Below are 18,527 nucleotides of genomic sequence, written 5' to 3'. Positions count from 1 at the left end.
GGCTGCTACTCGATGACGAGCTCGACGGGGATGTTGCCCCGGGTGGCCTTGGAGTAGGGGCAGACCTCGTGGGCCTGCTTGACCAGCAGGGTGCCGGTCTCGCCCTCCAGGTGGGCGGGGAGCTCGACGCGCAGGGTGACGGCGAGGCCGAAGCCGCCGGCGTCCTGGCCGATGGAGGCCTCCGCGGTGACGGAGACGTCACCGGTGTCGACCTTCGCCTGCCGGCCGACCAGGCCGAGGGCGCTGGCGAAGCAGGCCGCGTAGCCGGCGGCGAAGAGCTGCTCGGGGTTGGTGCCCTGGCCGTTGCCGCCGAGGGCCGGGGGCATGGCGAGGGGCAGGTCGATCTGGCCGTCGGAGCTGACGGCGCGGCCCTCGCGGCCGTTGGCGGTGGCGACGGCGGTGTACAGCGCGTCCATCGTGAGGTCCTTTCGCAGGGGCGGGGCGGCCGGCGGCCGGCCCTCGTCCACTAATAGAGCACACAATTAAGTTGTGCACAACTCAATGGCCCGCAAGAAGCCTCCGGTACACTGGTGCGCATGACCGAGCAGCCCGCCGACGCCCTCCGCGAACCCCTTCGCGACCAGGACTTCCTCCGCCTCGACGGACAGGTCTGCTTCGCGCTGGGCGCCGCGAACCGCGCCTTCGGGGGCCTGTACCGGGTGGTCCTGAAGGACCTGGGGCTCACCTACCCCCAGTACCTGGTGATGCTGGTGCTCTGGGAGCACGGCACGATGCCGGTCAAACAGCTCGGACAGCACCTGCGGCTCGACTCGGGCACGCTCTCGCCGCTGCTCAAGCGGCTGGAGGCGGCCGGCCTGATCCGGCGCGAGCGCAGCGCGGAGGACGAGCGCTCGGTGCACGCTGTGCTCACCGAGGAGGGATCGGCCCTGCGCGGGCGGGCCGTGGAGGTGCCGCGCCGGATCGCGCGGGCGACCGGGTTCGAGCTGGCCGAGATCCGCGAGCTCCAGGAGCGCCTGGGCCGCCTCACGGCCGCGCTGGACGCCGCCGTCGAGTCGGCCGAGGCCGCCCCCCGGGCCTGACCGGCCCGGATCAGGCGGCGGAGCCGCGCTCCAGGGCGGGGCGCAGCCGCTCCAGCAGGGCGTAGAGGGCGGCGCTCTCCTCCCCGTCCAGCGTGTCGAGCGCCCCGTGGGTGGCCTGCATCTCCTCGCGCACCCGGCGCATGACCTCGCGGCCCTCGGCGGTGGCCACCACGTTCTTGACCCGGCGGTCGCGCGGGTCGGGCTCGCGCCGCACCAGCCCGCGCGCCTGGAGCCGGTCGACGATCCCGGTGACGTTCGAGGCGTCGCAGGCCAGCAGGGCGGCGAGGCCGCGCATCGGCACGGGCCCGTCGAGCTGGGCGAGGACCTTGGCCTGCGTGGAGGTGAGCCCGTGACGGGCCGCGGCGGCGGCGAAGTCGCGCCACTGGGCGGTTCCGATGGCCGCGAGGAGTTCCAGCAGTTCCAGCTTGGCGGGGCGGTGCGGGGCGGTGGTGCTCATGGCCGGGACCCTAGCCGAGGATCGTTGACATTATCAACCTTTTACTTGACCACCTTAAGTATTCCTGGCTACCTTCGGCGAAGTACTTGATGACATAAAACATCTGCGTTCTGAACCATTGAGAAGGTCCCCCCGCCATGAGCTCCGCCGCATCCGCCCCCGCCGAAGCGAGGAAGGGCAACGAGACGGTCATCGTCTTCGCCCTGAGCCTCGCCGCCATGGTCGTGTCGATGATGCAGACCCTGCCCGTACCGATCCTGGGCCTGATCCGCAACGACCTCGGCACCTCCACCGCCAACGTCAGCTGGGTGACCACCGCCACCCTGCTCTCCGCCGCCGTCTTCACCCCGCTGCTCGGCCGCTTCGGCGACCAGCACGGCAAGAAGCCCACCCTGGTGGCCGTCCTCGGCGTGATGGTGGCGGGTTCCGTGGTGGCCGCGCTGGCGAACTCCCTGCCCCTGCTGATCCTGGGCCGCGTGCTCCAGGGCGCCGCCACCGCGATCTTCCCGCTGGCCCTGTCCGTCCTGCGCGAGGAGGTCCGGCCGCAGAAGCTGCCGGGCGCCATGGCGCTGGTCAGCGGCACGCTCGCGTTCGGCAGCGGCCTGGCGCTGGTCGCCACCGGCCTGCTCACCTCCGGTGAGGGCGCCGACTACCGCAACGCCTTCTGGATGGCGACCGGCTTCGCCGTCGTGGCCCTGCTGGCCGTGCTGTTCCTGGTCCCCGCCACCCGCCACAAGACCGGCGGACGCACCGACTTCCTCAGCGCGCTGACCCTCGGCATCGCCCTGCTGCTGCTCCTGCTGCCCATCTCCCAGGGCCACGAGTGGGGCTGGTCCTCCGCCCGCACCCTGGGCAGCTTCGCCGGCGCCGCCGTGATGACGGCCGTCTGGGTCCTGGTCGAGCGCAAGGTCGCCGAGCCGCTCGTCGACATGAAGATGTTCGTCCACCGCCCGGTGCTGATGGCCAACCTGGCCGGCATCCTCGTCGGCTTCGGCATGTTCGCGAACTTCCTCGGCGTCTCCTACCTCGTCCAGATGCCCGAGAAGCTCACCGGCTACGGCTTCGACGCGTCCATCCTGCGCGCCTCCGTCCAGTTCCTGCTGCCCGGCGCGATCGTCTCGCTGCTCGCCTCCCCCGTCGGCGGCCAGCTGGTGCGCCACCGCGGCCCCCGCCTCGCGCTCGCCGTGGCCGCCGCGCTCGGCGCCGCCGGATTCGGCTGGCTGGCGCTGGACCACGGCCACACCTTCTCCGTGATCGGCGCGGGCCTCGTCGTCGGCGCGGCCGTCAGCTTCGGCTACGCCGCCATGCCCGCGGTGATCATGTCGAGCGTCCCGCACCACCAGAGCGGCATCGCCAACGGCATCAACTCCATCTCCCGCTCCACGGGCAGCGCGATCGGCAGCGCCATCGTCACCACGATCCTGGCGTCGAAGACCGTCGAGCACCTGCCGAAGGGCGTCCCGCCGCTGCCGGCCGAGTCCGGGTTCACCCTCACCTTCTGGATCGGCGCCGCCGCCTTCGCCCTCGTCGCGCTGATCAGCTGGCTCGGCCTGCGTTCCGGCCACGGCCCGCGCGTGGTCCGCGCCGCCGCCCCGGCGCCCGCAGCCGCCGAGACCGCAGACGCGGTCTGAGCCCCCGTCAAGCCGCTCCCCCGCCGCCCCCGGTCCCCCGAGGACCGGGGGCGGCGGCGTGTCCGGGACCCTCGCCCGGAACCCTCCCGTCCGCGTTGTCAGTGGGGCTCGCTAGTCTCCCCGCATACCGCAGCTCAGCAGGGCGCCCGCGCCTTGTTCCGGGCTGCGCAAGACCATTTTCGGACAGGCGGAGGGGCGCGCGCTGATGGGTTGGCTGGCGTTGGACGAGGGGTACGAGATCTCCCTCGTGGAGGGGAAGGTCGCGGTACGGCGGCCCGAGGGGCGGCAGTTGAAGGCGCTGCCCAAGGCACTGCGCGACCACCCCGAGGTGGACCGGCTGCGCCGGCTCGCCGAGTGGCTGGAGCGGCACCAGGCGGCCTGCGTGGCCCAGGTGGACACCTGGATGGTGTCCTCGCTGCCGGTGCCGACCGAACTCCTCGCCCGGGTCTGGCCCGACGAGGCCTGGCAGGCCGCGCTGCGCGACCTCGCGGTCGTCCCCGACAGCGACCCCGACGAGGTGGGCTTCCTGCGCGACGCCACCGCCACGGGCGAGCTGAAGGTGGTCAACCTCGACGGCGAGACCGTACGCCTCTCCCCGCGCACGGTGACCCTGCCGCACCCGGTGCTGCTGCCCGACCTGGAGGACGTACGGGAGTTCGCCGCCGATCTGGACATCACCCAGCGGGTCGAGCAGATCCACCGGGCCACCTGGGCGAAGCCCGCGGACCTGGAGCCGGCCGCGACCGAGGTGCGCGACTACGCGGGCGGGGTGTTCCCGACCCGGTTCGGCCTCGCCGCCCGCGCCACGGGCCTCGGCTACCGGGTCTCCGGCGGCTACGCCACCTGCAAGGTGCGCGACGCGGGCCGGGCCGTGGAGGCCGCCGTGTGGATCGGCGAGCCGTACTGGGACGACGAGACCGCCACCGGGGCGCTGAACTGGCACGACGGGGAGGGCCGGGCGGTACGCCTCGGCGAGGTCGGACCGGTGGCCTGGTCCGAGGGCATGCGGATGGCCGCGGCGCTGTACGCCGGGCGCAGGATCGAAGAGGGCGGGGACGAAGCGTGAGCACCACCGACACCACCGACACGACGGGCGCGGCCGGGCGGACCCCCGGCGGTGCCGCCGAACTGCTCGCGGCGGGCGCCGTGCTGCCCGCCGGCACCACCGGGGCGGGCTCCTCCGCCGTCCCCCTCACCGCGCGGGCGTACCGCCACCCGGCGCTCGGGGACGGGCGCGTCGTGGTCCGCCTCGCCGCGGCCGAACTCGGCGCCGCCGAGGACCTCGCCGCCGGCTTCCTGGGCCTCGTACCGGACGGCGAACCGCCGGTGGTCGGCCTCGGCCGGCGCCAGGCGCTCGGCTTCCCCGAGTGGGTGCTGGTGCACCACCCCGAGGACGGGCACCACGCGCTGGCCGTGGTCCCCGAACTGGACCGGCTGGCCCGGCAGGCCAAGACCAAGCCCAAGGCCGCCCTCGACGCCTGCACCGAGCTGGCCGACCGGCTCGCGGCCGCCGTCCCGCACTTCCTGCCCGTCTTCTACGAGCAGGCCGCGCGCGTCTTCCTCGCCGTCGAGAACACCACCTACGCGGCGCAGCTCTTCGGCCGGGCCCGCACCAGCGAGGCCCGCTACGGGCTGGCCGTCGACGAGGACCGGCTCGACGCCGTCTTCCTGGAGTTCGCGCTGGCCGGGGCCCTGCCGGTGAAGGTGCTCACCGGCTACGGCAAGGAGCTGGCCCAGCGGGTCTCCCCCGAGCAGGCCTTCGAGCGGTTCCGCCGGCTGTGCGTGCGCCGCACCGCGGGCGGGCTGGCGCCCTCCGCACAGGCCGCCGTCGAGCTGCGCCGGCTGGCGCGCGCGGCCGGGCTGACCGGCAACACGGCCGAGCAGGACTACCTCGCCGAGCTGCTGCCGCTGCCCGCCACCCTGCGCGCCGCGGCCGGCTGGTGGAAGGCCCACCGCACGGCCCTCGTCGCCCTCGCCCTGCGCGTGCCCGCGGTCCGCGGGACCCTGCTCGGCATCACCCCCTCCGGCGGCGGCGACGCCGGGGAACTGGCCGCCCTCTGGCTGGAGGTGCTCGAGGAGTCCGGCGCCACCGCCGGGCTCACCGACGCGGACCTGCCCGCCGAGGAGCGCAGCCCCGACGGCACCGCGGGCTGGCTGGAGCGCTTCCACACCGCCCGGCACACCGGCTGGGGCACCCCGCCGCCGCTCCCGGCACTGCTCCCCCTGGTCGAACGCTGCACCGGCGTGCTGCGCGCCGAACTCGCCCTGCCGGGCCGGGAGGACGGCCTGCGACTGGGCCTCCAGGACGTGAACCTGCTCGACCTGCTGCTCTCGTCCGGCCTGACCGTCGCCGAACCCGGGTCGAACCAGGTGCTGGGCCTGGACGACTGGGCCCGTTCGGAGGGACGGCGCGACCTGCGGGCGCTGTGCGCGGACGAGCGGATGCGGCCGGCCTTCTTCCGCACCCTGGACCGCTTCAACACCCACATGTCGTCCGACCGCGGGACGGTGCGCCACCTCGCCGGGACCCCCGGCAGCGCCCCGCTGGTGGCCGAATGGGTCCGCCGGGTGGCCGGCGAGTCCACGGCGGCGGCGCTGCCGGAGCTCCCCGAGGCGCTGCGCCGGCTCACCTGGCTGCCGTCCGAGGCGCTGGCCCTGGCTCCCGAGGAGGTGTCCCGGGCCGCGGCCGTCGACCTGGGCGAGATCCTGGCCCGCACCCTGCGGGGCGGCCTGTTCGAGGAACTGGTCTGGCCGGCCTGGGAGGAGGCCGTCACCGAGCTGTCGCCCGGCCGGGGCCGCACCCGGCTGACCGTGATGGACGCCTGGCCGTACCTCATCGTCGGCAACTCCACGCAGGTCCGGGTCATCGGCCCCGATTCCACCGTGCTCACCCACGACCTGCGGGTCCCGCCGGGCGACCGGCACAACCACGGCTTCCACTACACCGACGGGGACCTCCTCGTCTTCTGGGCCTCCTACGACGGCCCCGTCCAGGGCTACTGGCTGAGCGCCCCCGACGAGGTCCTCACCCTGGACTCCGGCGCCACCTACTGGTCGGTGCGCTCCGAGCACGTGACCCTCGCGCTGCCCGGCGGCGGCCGCACCACCGGCGGCGCGGCCCCGCTGCACGCGGGCGACAGCCGGCTGCCCGCCGAGCAGGCCGTCATCACCGACGGGACCTCGTACTGGGTGTGGGACCAGGGCGGCCGGCCGGGCGACTGGGGCTGGGCCGAGTACGACCCGGCCTCCGGCGCGGTGGGGCGGCGCTCCCTGCCCGGCTTCCTCGCCGACGCCCTGGACGGCCACCCGGCCGGCAGTGTCCTGAACGACCACGTCGGCCAGAACTGGCTGCGGCCGACGCCCGTCGTCGAGGGCTCCGTGCTGGGCGCGCCGGTGGACGGGCTGCTCGGCTGGCGCGTCGTGTACGCCCGGGGCGAGGGCTGGCACGGCTCCGACAACACCGGACGCTCCGTCACCGTGCGCGACGGCGGCCCGCTGCCGCGCGCGGCCGTCGCCTTCCCCGGTGACGACCGGCCGCGCGCCGTCTCCCAGGACTGGCGGACGCTGTCCCTCACCGACCCCGAGGGCGCCGTCACCTGCCGGGTCACCTCCGACCACAACGGCGGCCTCTTCTGGACCGGTCACACCGAACTCCCCAAGCTGTCCTACTGGTACTGCCTGCGGCCCCGCGACGCCGAGGGCTCCCGGGTGCTGCGCGCGATGGACGGGCGGGCCGCCGGGGCCCTGCTGGCCTCCGCCGCGGAGCTGGAGAAGCGCACCGACCTGCCCGCACTGGTCGCCGCGTCCCTGCCCGGCGTCACCGCGCCCGCGCTGCTCGGCGGGGTGGCCGACACCCTCCGCTCGGCGCTGACCCAGCGCAAGGCCCTGCAGAAGGTGGCGCAGGCGCTGAAGCCGGGCCCGGAGCGGCCGAAGGACCCGGTCCGGAAGGGCCCGGCCGACCAGCTCGTCGACCGCGCGCTGCACGGGCTGACGGGCACCCCGTACCACCGCCACTTCGGCGGGGAGGCCGACGGGACGTTCCGCCTGCTGCGCTCCCTGTCGGCGGGCGTGGCCTTCACCGCGGCCGAGGCGGTCCCCGGCCTGCTGCACGTGGACAGCCCGAAGATCGCCCACTCCTCCTTCCCCTGGGCCGGACTGTTCCTGGACGCCCCCGCCGCGGTCGCCTACCGCGCCGTCGTCACCGGGGAGACCACCGAGGAGGAGCGGGCCGCACTGCTGCGGCTGCTCGCCGAGGTGGACGCCCTGGGCCTGGCCTCGGCCGCCGCGTCGGCCGAGCGGTGGCGGCGCGTCCGGGTGCGGATCGACACCGCCCACCTGCTGGGGGCCGACGGCCGCGAGCGCGGCCGGGGCGGCCGGCACCGCGCCGTGCTCCCGCTCGGCGGCGGCGCCCTGCTCGCCCTCAACGAGCAGACCAGGGAGTTCCCGAAGGCCCGTGAGTTCGACGCGCTGCTGCACGACCCTGCGGGCGCCTTCGCCGTGCCCGCCCCCTACACCCTGGCCGGGACGGCCGAACCGGCCGGGGACCGCGGACGCGGCGCGGACTGGGCCGCAGCCTTCCTGAAGGAGGCGGCCGAGCGCGGCCCGGCGCCCTGGTTCCCGGAGGCCGCCGAGGAGTTCGCGCGGCTCACCGGGGTCTCCTCCGCCGGGGCCCGGATGGTCCTCGCGGGGCTGCCGTACCTGGACTCCTACGAGCGCTCCTTCCTGCCCGCCGGGCTGCGCGACACGCTCCGGCTGAAGGCCGGCGAGGCCGTGCACGCCCGCGACGACCTGAAGGAGCTCGGCCTGGAGGTCCGGCGGGCCCTGGTCGCGGCGCTGCTGCCGGCCGAACCGGCCCGGCTGTGGACGGACGGCCCGGACGCGGCCGCCGCGGCACGGGTGTGGAACGAGCGCGTGGGCCGGCGTACGCCCGTGCCCGAGTGGCTGCTCGCCGAGGCCGCCAAGGACGTGCGCACCGGCTGGGTCCCGCAGCGGGCACTGCCCGAGCTGCTGGACGCGGCGGCGTCCGAGGTGCTGACCGCCGACGTCGAGTGGACCGTCAAGGGCGATCACGTGGAGCCCGCCGTCCCGGTGGAACGGCCCTTCGACGAGGGGGTGCTCACGGGGGCCGCCGCCCTGACGGCCTGGCTCGCGCACCGGCTGCCCGCCGGACACCCGGTACGGGCGGTCCTGCCGCCCGCGCTGACCGCGCTGCGGCAGCGGCTCGCCGCGCCCGGACTGCTGCTCAGCGTCGGGCACTACATCCGGCTGCCCGAGTTCCGCGAGGCCGCGGGCACCCCCACCGAGACCGGCGAGGGCTACGAGCGGTACGGCGCGGTGGTGCTGGCCACGCACGACGCGCAGCCCCGGCCCGCGGTGCGCCCGGCGCTGCTGGACTCGACCGGCTCCGACCCGTACCTGCCGCTGCTGCGCGGCGAAGGGCAGCAGCCCTCCGCCGCCGAGACGGCGCTGCGCCTGGTCCAGGACCCGGCGTTCGCCGCGCTGCTCGCCGACCCCGGGGAGCCCGTCGCGGGCGGCCTCGACAAGGAGGGGACCTGGTGGCCGCAGGACCCGTCGCGCAGCGTGCCCGAGCTGGTGGCGGAGGTGTCCGGGGCCCACGGGCTGGGCGCCGACGCGGCCGCTCTGTACCTGGCGCTGCTGGCGATGCCCGACCCCACCGACCGCAACACGGCGCGCTGGACGGGCTGGAAGCCGGCCCGGATGAAGGCCGCCCGCGCCGAACTGGCCTCCACCGAGCTGGTGGTGACGGCCGTCCGGGCCCGCGCGGGACGCTCCCTGTTCCTGCCGGGCGGCTGGTCCGAGCCCGCCTCGCCGGTCCTGCCGGTCGAGTCGTGGAAGCTGCCCCTGTACGCCCTGGCCGCGGGGGGCCGCCCGGCGCTGGGCGTGCTGGTGCCCGCCGAGCCGGCCGCGGACCTGTACCGCCGGGCCTGGGCGCGGGTCCGCGAGGGCGACGTGCCGCGCTTCGAGGAGCTGAAGGTCAAGCGCACCGGCGCCCGCCGGCGCTGACCCTCCCTCCCTCCGGCGGGCGGAGCCGGTGGGGGCGCGCGGCAGCGGCTGCCGCGCCCCCACCGGGCCCCGCCCGCCCCTTCCCCCGTACTTCCGAACCCAGAGGAACCGATACCCGATGACCGCCACCGAACAGACCGCCCCCGCCCGGCAGGCGATGCCCGCCGAGGAGCGGTACGCCGCCGAACTCGCCTTCCTCGCCGCCCAGGACACCGGCCCCCGCCCGCCCGGCTGGGCGCTCACCCCGCGCGCGGTGGTGACCTTCGTGTGCGGCAGCGCGGGCGAGGAGCTGTCCCTGCCCAAGCGCCGTGCCGGACTGCCGGCGAAGCTGGTGATCGCACCGAAGTTCGTCGGCGAACGCGCCCTGGTGGAACGCTGCGTGGTGACCCTGGCCGGCGAGCGCGGGCTGCTGCTCACCGGTGAACCCGGCACCGCCAAGTCGATGCTGTCCGAGCTGCTGTCGGCCGCCGTGTGCGGCACGAGCGAACTCACCGTCCAGGGCACCGCGGGCACCACCGAGGACGCCTTCCGGTACGGCTGGAACTACGCGCTGCTCCTCGCCCAGGGCCCCACCTCGCAGGCCCTGGTCGACTCCCCCGTGCTCTCCGCGATGCGGACGGGCCGGGTGGCCCGGGTCGAGGAGATCACCCGCTGCCTGCCCGAGGTGCAGGACGCGCTCGTGTCGATCCTGTCCGACCGGCGGGTCAGCGTGCCCGAACTGACCGCCACCGAGGACGCGGTGGTCTCGGCCGCCCCCGGCTTCACGGTCATCGCCACCGCCAACCTGCGCGACCGGGGCGTCTCGGAGATGTCCGCCGCCCTCAAGCGGCGCTTCAACTTCGAGACCGTCGGCCCGATCGCCGACCCGGACGCCGAGACCGCGCTGATCCGTCGGCAGGCGGTCGCCGCCGTGGAGCGCGCGGGCGCCGCCTTCGGGGTCGACGACTCCGTCCTCGACGCGCTCGTCACCGTCTTCCGGGACCTGCGCTCGGGGCGCAGCGCCGAGGGCTGGGACGTGGAGCGGCCCGGTACGGTCATGTCCACCGCCGAGGCCGTGCAGGTGGCGGCCTCCCTCGGGGTCTCCGCCGCGTACCTGCCGGCCGGTGACGTGCTGGACCTGCTGCCGGGGCACCTGCTGGGTGTCGTGCGCAAGGACGACCGGGCCGACCACGGGCGGCTGCTGGGCTACTGGGACGGCCCGGTCCGCCGCCGCGCCGAGGACGGTTCGGCGATGTGGCGCCGGCTGTGGGACCTGCGCGGGAGCCTGCGTTGACGGCGTCGGCGGTGTCGGCGGTGGCGACGGGGGTGCCGCCCGTCGCCGAACCGAGGGCGGCGGTGGAGGAGCTGGCCGCCTGCCGCGCCCCGTACCTGCTGGGGGTGCGCCACCACAGTCCCGCGCTGGCCGCGGTGGTCCCCGCGCTGCTGGACGCGGCGGACCCCGAGGTCGTGTGCGTGGAGCTGCCGGCCGAGTTCCAGCCGTGGCTGCCGCACCTGGCCGATCCGGAGACCGTCGCGCCGGTCGCCCTGGCGGGCCTGGGCGCCGAAGGGCGGCTCGCCTTCTACCCGTTCGCGGACTTCTCCCCCGAGCTGGCGGCGGTCCGCTGGGCCCGTGACCGGGGCGTGGACATCGTGTGCTGCGACCTGCCGCTGTCCGACCGGGGCTGGACGCCGGAGGCCGCGCCGGACGCCCCCGGCCCGTCGGGCGGCCCGTCCTACGCCGGTGCGCTCGCCGCGTCGGGGACCGGGCGCGAGGGCGACGACCTGTGGGACCGGGCCGTCGAGGTCCTGGCCCCGGGGTGTTCGCCCGAGGCCGTACGCCGCGCCGCGCTCGGCGTCGGCTGGGCGCTGCGGGCCGACGCGGGCGCGGTGGCGGCGGTGGACCTGGCGCGGGAGTCCCACATGCGGGGCGTGCTCGCGCGCTTCGCGGGACGCCGGGTGGCCGCCGTGATCGGCGCCTTCCACGCCCCGGCGCTCACGGCGTCCGCCGGTGCCGCCGGTGCCGCGGGTGCCGCGGGTGCCACGGGCCCGGACGGTGACGCTCCGGCAGAGTCCGGAACGGGTGCCGGGGCCGCCGACTCGGCCGGGCCTGGGACGGAGGCCGGTCCGGGTACCGGTGCCGGGGCCACCGGCACGGCCGGTCCCGGTGCGCAAGCCGGTCCCGGGGCCGGTGGCGCGGGTGCGGAGGCCGGGGCCGGTGGTGCCGTCACCTCGTTCGTGGCGTACTCGTACGACCTGCTCGACTCGCGTTCCGGCTACCCCGCCGGGATCCGGGACCCGCTGTGGCAGCAGGCCGTGTTCGAGGCGGGCGGGGACCCCGGACGGCTGCGGGAGGCGGCCGCGGCCGCCCTCACCCGGCTGTGCCGGGAGCTGCGCCGCGCCGGGCACACGGCCGGCACCGGGGAGGCCGCCGAGACCCTGCGGCTGGCCTGCGACCTGGCGGCGCTGCGGGGGCTGCCCGCCCCCGGCCGGGGCGAGCTGCTGGAGGCCGTCACCACGGTGTTCGGGCAGGGCGAACCCCTGGGCCGGGGGCGGGCGCTGGCCCGCGCCCTGGAGGCCGTGTTCGTCGGCACGGGCCGCGGCCGGACCACCCCGCACGCCCCGCGCTCCGGACTCGGCCCCTCCGTGGAGGCGGAGCTGGCCGCGCTGCGGCTGCCGTGTCCCGGGGATCCGGAGCCGCGCGAGGTCCGCCTGGACCCGCTGCGCTCCGAGCTCGACGGACGCCGGGAGGTGCTGCTGCGGCGGCTGCTGGTCTGCGGGGCCTCCTACGGGGAGCCCCTGGCCACGGCGGCCACCGGTGACGGAACCGCCCTGGGGAGCAAGTGGCGGCTGTCGTGGACCCCGTCGGTCCCGGCCCGCCTCGACCTGGCGGGGGTCCGCGGCGTCACCGCCGCCCAGGCGGCCGCCGGGACGCTGCGCGACACCGCGCGCCGCCAGGCGGCCGAAGGCGGCCCGACGGCGGCCCAGGTGCTGGCCGGGCTCGACGCGGCCGCGCGCTGCGACCTGCCCGAACTGGTCGGCGTACGACTGGAGGAGATGGCGGCCGTCCTGCCGGACACCGCCGGCGTGCCGGAACTCCTGGAGGCCGTGGACCTGCTGGAGGGGCTGCGCCGCGGCCACCTGCCCGGTGCCGGGGACGGGGCGCGGGCCGCCGCCGGGGAACTGGCCGGCGAGCTGCTCGACGCGGCCCTGCGGTCCCTGCCCGGCCTCGCCGGCAGCGACGACCCCGCGGACGCGGGCGCCCTGGTGGCCCTCGCCGACCGGGCCGCCGCCCGCCGGCTGGGGCTGCGCATGGACGCCGCCCTCACCGAACTCGCCACCGGGGCCGGCCCCCTGATGCGGGGTGCGGCGCTGGCCGTACGGGTGCTGCTCGACCTGGATCCCGCGGAGTCGCTGGGCTCCCGCGCCGCCGCCTGGGTGGACGGGGCGGCCACCCCGGAGGGGCGGCGCGCGACGGCCCGCCGCCTCGCCGGGCTGCTCACCGCCGCCGGGCCGCTGCTGGGCGCCTCCCCGGCCGCCCTCACCCCGCTGCTGGACCGGGTGGACTCGCTGTCCGACGCGGCGTTCCTGGAGCGGCTGCCCGCGCTGCGGGCCGGGTTCGACGTGCTGGCCCCGGCCGCCCGGGAGCGGCTGCTCGACGTGGTCACCGAGCGGCTCGGCGACCGCGTCGACCTCGCGCTGGACGCGCCGCCCGCGCTGCTCGCCCTGTGGGCGGCCGCCGACGCGGCCGGGCTGGCCGCACTGAAGGAACTGCCGCTGCCCGGTGGCCCGCCGGACGCGGCCGGCGTACCGGGTCCCGCCGACGCGGCGGCGACCGTGCTCCCCGCCCGGCCGGCGCAGGAGCGGCGGCTGGCGCCCGCCGACCGGTGGCGGCTGCTGCTGGGCCGCCAGCGCGACCGGCTCCCGGCCGGCGCCCGGCCCTACGCCCGCGCGCTGGACGAGCTGTACGGCGCCGGGCGCGGGGAGGGCTCCGCGGACGTGGGCCGGCCCGGCTCGGGCGGCGGGGACGAGGCCTCCTTCCCGACGGCCCGGGAGTGGTCGGCGGAACTGGAGTCCCTGTTCGGCGCCGACGTGCGCGAGGAGGTGCTCGCCGACGCGGCGGGGGCGGGCCGCACCGACGTGCTGGCCCAGCTCGACCCGGCGGCGGTGCGGCCCTCCGTGGAACTGCTGACCTCGGTGCTCTCGCTGGCCGGCGGCATGTCCGAGGCCCACCTGGCCCGGCTGCGGCCACTGGTGCGCCGGCTCGTCGACGAGCTGTCCCGGGAGCTGGCCACCCGGCTGCGCCCGGCCCTCTCGGGCGTGGCCACCCCGCGCCCGACCCGCCGGCCGGGCGGCCCGCTCGACCTGGCGCGCACCCTGCGGGCCAACCTGGCGCACACCCGGCGCCTCGACGACGGCCGGGTGGTGGTGGTCCCGGAGCGTCCGGTGTTCAGCACGCGGGCGTCGAAGGAGGCGGACTGGCGGCTGGTCCTGGTGGTGGACGTCTCCGGCTCGATGGAGGCGTCCGTGGTCTGGGCGGCGCTGACGGCGGCCGTGCTGGGCGGGGTGCCGACCCTGTCCACGCACTTCCTCGCCTTCTCCACCGAGGTGGTGGACCTCAGCGGCCGCGTCGAGGACCCCCTCTCGCTGCTGCTGGAGGTCCGGGTCGGCGGCGGTACGCACATCGCCGCGGGCCTGGCGCACGCCCGGAGCCTGATCACGGTGCCGAGCCGGACGCTGGTCGTCGTGGTCAGCGACTTCGAGGAGGGCGGCCCCGTCGGGGGCCTGCTCGCCGAGGTGCGGGCGCTGGCCGCGTCCGGCGCCCACCTGCTGGGCTGCGCCGCGCTCGACGACTCGGGCGCACCCCGGTACTCGGTGCCGGTCGCGCGGCAGCTCGTCGCCGCCGGGATGCCGGTGGCCGCGCTCAGCCCTCTCGCCCTCGCCCGCTGGGTGGGCGACCGACTCCGTGGGGAGCCCCGATGACCAGCCCGCTGTTGCCGCCCGTCACCGCCGAGGTGGTCGCGGACGCGGTGGAGAACCTGAGCGCCCGGCTGCGCAAGAAGCTGGACGCCGCGATCGAGGGCTGCCCGGAGGGGGCCGGCGCGGACGGGGCGGTCACCTTCCGCTTCGGTGAGGACGCGGTGGTCACCCTGCGGCCGGGGCCGTCGGGGGCGGTCACCGAACCCGGGCAGGCGGTCTGCGGCTGCCTGCTGGCGCCGCGCTGCCTGCACCGGGCGGCCGTCCTGGGGGCCGCTCCGCTGGCCGAACCCGAGACCGTGCCGCCGGCCGGGGCCCCGGCCGGCGCCGGACCGGACGCGGGCACGCACCCCGACGCGGACGCCCCGGCACCTGCCACCGGCCCGGGTACACCGCCGGGTTCCGGGCCGGACGCCGGCGGCACCGCGTCCGGCGCCGGGGCCCCGGCGGGCCGCGCCGGTACCGGTACCGGTCCGGACCCCGAGGACGCGGGGGCGGACGCACCGCCGACCCCGGCCCAGGTCCGGGCCGGGGCCGCGCTGTGGGCCGTGTCTGCCGAGGCCCTGGCCGCGGGGGTCGTCGCCGGGGGCGCGGTGGTCCAGGCCGAACTGCTGCGCGCCGCGCACACCGCACGGCTCGCCGGGCTGCCGCGCGCGGAGGCGGCCGCGCTGCGCGTGGTGCGGGGACTGCGGGCCGCGCGGGAGCGCCGCGCCGGCCAGCGGCTCACCGACCTGGCCGCCGCCTTCTCCGAACTGCTGCGCACCGCCGCGCTGCTGGCGTCCGGATCGGGCGGTCCGGGACTGACCGGGGGCGGCAGGCGCGCCTACGGTGCCGGCGGCAGCCTGCGCGTCCACGGCCTGTGCCGGGAGCCCGTGCTGAGCGCGACCGGCTACGGCGGCGTGGTCACCCACCTGCTGGGCGCGGACGGCGGCCGCTACACGCTGTCGGACGTCCGCCCCGGCGGTCTGGCCCGCGCCCGGGGTGCGGGAGCGGCCTCCGTGGCCCTGGGCGGGGCCGTCCTCGATCACGCCGGGCTGGCGCGCGGGGGCCTGCGCATCACCGGGGCCACGGTCTCCGCGGACGGGCGGCTCGGCGCCGGCCGCGGCGTGCGGGCGGTGCCCGCGCCGGGCGCGGCCTGGGACGAGGAGCCGCTGGCCGCGCTGTTCGCCCGTCCGGCGGCCGAGGCCGTACGGGAACTGCTGGCGCAGGACGCCGAACCGGGGCTGCTGGGCTGCGACGTCGAGGTGGTCGGCGCGGCCGGCGAGCACCTGCTGGTGCGGGAGGCGCGCGCGGACGCGCCGCTGCTGCGGCTGCGCCCGGCGCATCCGCACCCGGAGCTGGCGCACACCGCCAACCTGAGGCGCCTGGCCGGGTGTCCGGGGCTGGCGGTGCGCGTCCTGGGCCGCCCCGACCCGGACCGGGCCGCCACCCTGAGTCCGCTCGCGGTGGGGCCGGTGCCCGGGGCGGCGTACACGCTGCGGCTGCCGCCGGAGTGGCGCGACCGGGCGGACCTGGGCTACGACCGGCTCCAGGGCAGCCACTTCCCGGACGGCGGGTCCCCCGCCGGGCCGGCGGCCGTCGGCGAGCCGGGTCCGGACGCGGTGGCCGACTCGCCGCTGTGGCGGGTGCGCCGGCTGCTGGAGACGGGCGTGGCCGGCGGCCGGCGGGCGGTGGCGGAGACCGGCCGGGGTCCGGAGCCGCTCGCGGCGTACGGACCGCTGCGCCGGGCCGGTTTCGGGACGGCGGCCGACCTGGCCGGCGCACTCGTGGCGGAGGCCGCGCGCCGCCCCCGCGACCCCTTCGGCCGGCTCACCGAGGCCTCGTCCGAGGGCTACGCCTGGGCCTGGCTGGCGGCGTCCGCCCACCTCGAGGCCGCCCACCGCTCCCTGGTCGCCGCCTCCTGGGCCTGACCTGTCCGGGGGCGGGTCGCCCTCCCGGCTCCGGCGGACGCCGGCGTGACGGGGAGGGTGACCCGCCGGTCGACTCGCCAACTGACCTGCACCGTTGTCCGGTTGATCCGGATCCGCTCCCGAAGGCGGGCCCGGTGCGTGGTTGGATGTCCGGTTATGGGTAGTCTTCCCGGGTCAGTTCGCGGAGCGTCTCGTCCGGGGTGGGGTCATGAATCGTCACACAGGTGTACGCGGCGGGGCGGTGGCCGTGGCGCTGCTGCTCGGCGTGAGCGGGTGCGGGGGCTCGGGGAGTTCCGGGGACGGCAAACCGGCGGGGAAGCCGGCCGGTGCGAGTCCCTCCGCGCAGGCCTCGGCCACCGCACCCTCCGCTCCGCCGTCCGCCGGCGACGCCAAGCCGGCCTCCGGGGACGTGCTGCCGGGGATGGTGAGCGCGGCCGTCGCCCGGACCCAGCTCGCCGGGCTGGCCACCGGCAAGCCCGGCACGATGGCCGGGTACAGCCGGGACAAGTTCACGCACTGGGCCGAGCAGGGCAACAAGTGCGACACCCGCGAGACGGTCCTGAAGCGCGACGGGGCGGACGTCACCCAGGACTCCGAGTGCCGGGCCCTGTCGGGCACCTGGAAGAGCCTGTACGACGGGGTCGTGCTGAACGAGGCCGGCAAGCTGGACATCGACCACATGGTGCCGCTGGCCGAGGCCTGGCGGTCCGGCGCCGCCGGGTGGGACGCGGCGAAGCGCAAGGCCTTCGCCAACGACCTGACGCGTCCGCAGCTGCTGGCGGTCTCGGCCGCGTCCAACCGCTCCAAGGGGGACCAGAGCCCCGACCTGTGGCAGCCGACGGACAGGTCGAGCTGGTGCCAGTACGGGCGCGCCTGGACCACCGTGAAGTCCCACTACGGACTGACCGTCACCGACGCCGAGAGGGCCATGCTCACCACCATGATCGACACCTGCGCCTCATGACCGCTCCCGGAGCCCCCCGCCCGTGGCAGGACGAGGTCCTCGCGGGTCCCGGCGGCGCCATGACCGACGAGGTCGGCGTCATCACGGGCCCGCTCACGCTGCGCACCACCGGCGGGGCGGACGGCAAGGTCCGCTTCGACGTCCAGTACACGGACGCGGACGAGTGGTACACGCTCACGGGCAGCCCCGTGGCGCACGGCGACCCCGCCGCCCTCCACGCGGCCGCGCTGCGCGCGATCCGCGCCGGGGGCGGCGCCGTGGCCCCTCCCCCGGACGCCTGACCGGGCGTCACGCGTGCGGCGTCCGGGGTTCAGAGGGGGGCGAGGAGCATCAGGACCTCGTCCCGGGTGTCCTCGGGCGCCAGCCGCAGGGCTCCGGGCCAGCGTCCGACCTCGCGCCAGCCGAGGCGCCCGTAGAACCCCTCCAGTCCCTCGCCGCCGCGTGCCGCGAGGTGGAGCTGTTCGAGGCCCAGTTCGTCCCGGGCGGCCCTGCGCAGCTCGCGCATGAGCGCGGAGCCGATCCCGCGGCCGCGCAGTCCCGGGCGGGTCTGGAGGTGGTGCACCGTCCCCCAGTGGCCCACGAGGCGGTGGGGGTCGCGGTCGAGGACCACCCAGCCCGCCAGCGCGCCCCCGGCCCGTGCGAGGAGGAGCCGGCTGCCGCGGGGGTGGAGGCGGCCGATGATCCGGTCGGCGGCCGGTGCGACGTCCTCGTCCCGGACCGGGGGGAAGGGGAACCCGGCGGCGCCGCCGGAGTTGGTGACCGCGGTCCAGCAGTCGATCAGTTCGGCGCGGAGTCCGGTGGTGACCCCGCGGGGTTCGGTGATCTGGGAGAGCTCCGGCATCGGTTCGTCCGTCATGCACAGAAGGGTGCACCCGCGGGGGCGCGGACCGGCGGTCGCATGGATGCATTGGGCCGCACGGGTGACCGGTGATAACCACCGGGGCGGGCGGCAGTTGGTCAGATCGTCCCGCCGGGGACAGCCACATGCGACAGAAGGATCCACACGATGCTCAAGAAGTTCATGGCCACCGCCGCCGTCACCGCCTCCGTCCTCGGGACGGGCGCCCTCGTGGCCTCCCCGGCGATGGCCATCGGCAACGACAACGGGATCAACACGGTCAACGGCAACAACGCCGACCAGATCTACGGCAACCAGGAGAGCTCCGGCAAGATGAGCCCGCAGCTCAGCGCGGTCCAGGGCTCGCTGAACAAGCTCTGCGTCGGCCTGCCGGCCAAGGTCAACGTCCAGTCGGTGCTGGCCCTGGTCAACGTCGGCGTCCAGGACATCCCGATCGCCTCCAACCCGCAGAACCAGCAGTGCGCCGAGAACTCCACCCAGGCCAAGGGCGACGAGACCCTCTCGCACATCGCCGAGAACATCCCGGTCCTGTCCGGCAACCTCTCGGCCGGCAGCTGACCCAGCGGCACCGGAGCGGGGGGGGGGGCCCGCCCCCCCCCCCCCCCCGGGGGCGCCGGCCCCCCAGGCAAACGCAATTGTGTAGAACGTTACAGGTGCCGACACCAGTTAGGGAGGGCGTCGGGGAGGGG

Annotated in this window: 13 protein-coding genes; 10 read left to right on the top strand and 3 right to left on the bottom strand. The window is 76.8% G+C overall.

What is annotated here, in order from left to right; genetic code table 11:
* Positions 1-5 precede the first annotated feature (5 nt).
* A complete protein-coding gene (locus ACIPW5_RS16540; RefSeq protein ID WP_007262362.1) occupies positions 6-416 on the bottom strand; it encodes an organic hydroperoxide resistance protein in 411 nt (136 codons plus the stop codon).
* 120 nt (positions 417-536) lie between these two features.
* Between ACIPW5_RS16540 and ACIPW5_RS16535 the strand changes: the two genes are divergently transcribed.
* Positions 537-1,040 carry a MarR family winged helix-turn-helix transcriptional regulator gene (locus ACIPW5_RS16535; protein WP_401245205.1) on the top strand — a complete coding sequence of 168 codons (504 nt, stop codon included), beginning with the start codon at positions 537-539 and terminating at the stop codon, positions 1,038-1,040.
* A gap of 10 nt (positions 1,041-1,050) precedes the next feature.
* Here ACIPW5_RS16535 and ACIPW5_RS16530 read toward each other — a convergent pair whose 3' ends face one another.
* On the bottom strand, positions 1,051-1,497 hold the full coding sequence (locus ACIPW5_RS16530) for a MarR family winged helix-turn-helix transcriptional regulator (RefSeq protein WP_401245203.1): 447 nt from the start codon (positions 1,495-1,497) through the stop codon (positions 1,051-1,053).
* 137 nt (positions 1,498-1,634) lie between these two features.
* Here ACIPW5_RS16530 and ACIPW5_RS16525 point away from each other — a divergent pair, with 137 nt between their 5' ends.
* From ACIPW5_RS16525 to ACIPW5_RS16490, 8 genes are all read left to right on the top strand, one after another.
* Positions 1,635-3,128, top strand: coding sequence for an MFS transporter (locus ACIPW5_RS16525; RefSeq protein WP_401245201.1), 1,494 nt, complete (start codon positions 1,635-1,637; stop codon positions 3,126-3,128).
* 205 nt (positions 3,129-3,333) lie between these two features.
* Positions 3,334-4,194, top strand: a complete 861-nt coding sequence (locus ACIPW5_RS16520) for a DUF4132 domain-containing protein (protein WP_401245199.1) — start codon at positions 3,334-3,336, stop codon at positions 4,192-4,194.
* Complete coding sequence (locus tag ACIPW5_RS16515; RefSeq protein ID WP_401245197.1) at positions 4,191-9,152, top strand: DNA-binding protein; 4,962 nt, start codon at positions 4,191-4,193, stop codon at positions 9,150-9,152. The genes ACIPW5_RS16520 and ACIPW5_RS16515 overlap by 4 nt, the downstream gene beginning before the upstream one ends.
* Before the next feature lie 118 nt (positions 9,153-9,270).
* Positions 9,271-10,425, top strand: a complete 1,155-nt coding sequence (locus tag ACIPW5_RS16510) for an AAA family ATPase (protein ID WP_401245195.1) — start codon at positions 9,271-9,273, stop codon at positions 10,423-10,425.
* Between the two features lie 32 nt (positions 10,426-10,457).
* Complete coding sequence (locus tag ACIPW5_RS16505; protein WP_401245368.1) at positions 10,458-14,111, top strand: DUF5682 family protein; 3,654 nt, start codon at positions 10,458-10,460, stop codon at positions 14,109-14,111.
* Positions 14,108-16,015 (top strand): hypothetical protein, encoded by a 1,908-nt coding sequence (locus tag ACIPW5_RS16500; protein WP_401245193.1) that lies wholly within the window; start codon positions 14,108-14,110, stop codon positions 16,013-16,015. The genes ACIPW5_RS16505 and ACIPW5_RS16500 overlap by 4 nt, the downstream gene beginning before the upstream one ends.
* A gap of 208 nt (positions 16,016-16,223) precedes the next feature.
* Entirely contained in the window at positions 16,224-16,979 is a 756-nt protein-coding gene (locus ACIPW5_RS16495; protein WP_401245191.1) for a DUF1524 domain-containing protein, read from the top strand.
* Positions 16,976-17,260 carry a hypothetical protein gene (locus tag ACIPW5_RS16490; protein ID WP_401245189.1) on the top strand — a complete coding sequence of 95 codons (285 nt, stop codon included), beginning with the start codon at positions 16,976-16,978 and terminating at the stop codon, positions 17,258-17,260. The genes ACIPW5_RS16495 and ACIPW5_RS16490 overlap by 4 nt, the downstream gene beginning before the upstream one ends.
* A 29-nt stretch (positions 17,261-17,289) precedes the next feature.
* Here ACIPW5_RS16490 and ACIPW5_RS16485 read toward each other — a convergent pair whose 3' ends face one another.
* Entirely contained in the window at positions 17,290-17,835 is a 546-nt protein-coding gene (locus tag ACIPW5_RS16485; RefSeq protein WP_401245187.1) for a GNAT family N-acetyltransferase, read from the bottom strand.
* A 150-nt stretch (positions 17,836-17,985) separates the two neighbouring features.
* Between ACIPW5_RS16485 and ACIPW5_RS16480 the strand changes: the two genes are divergently transcribed.
* Positions 17,986-18,396, top strand: coding sequence for a rodlin (locus ACIPW5_RS16480; RefSeq protein ID WP_401245185.1), 411 nt, complete (start codon positions 17,986-17,988; stop codon positions 18,394-18,396).
* The last annotated feature ends 131 nt before the right edge of the window (positions 18,397-18,527 follow it).

The sequence above is a fragment of the Streptomyces sp. NPDC090077 genome (assembly GCF_044747545.1).
GTDB lineage: Bacteria > Actinomycetota > Actinomycetes > Streptomycetales > Streptomycetaceae > Streptomyces.
Note: the sequence above shows the minus strand (reverse complement) of the source record. Positions and strands in the feature narration are given on the sequence as shown.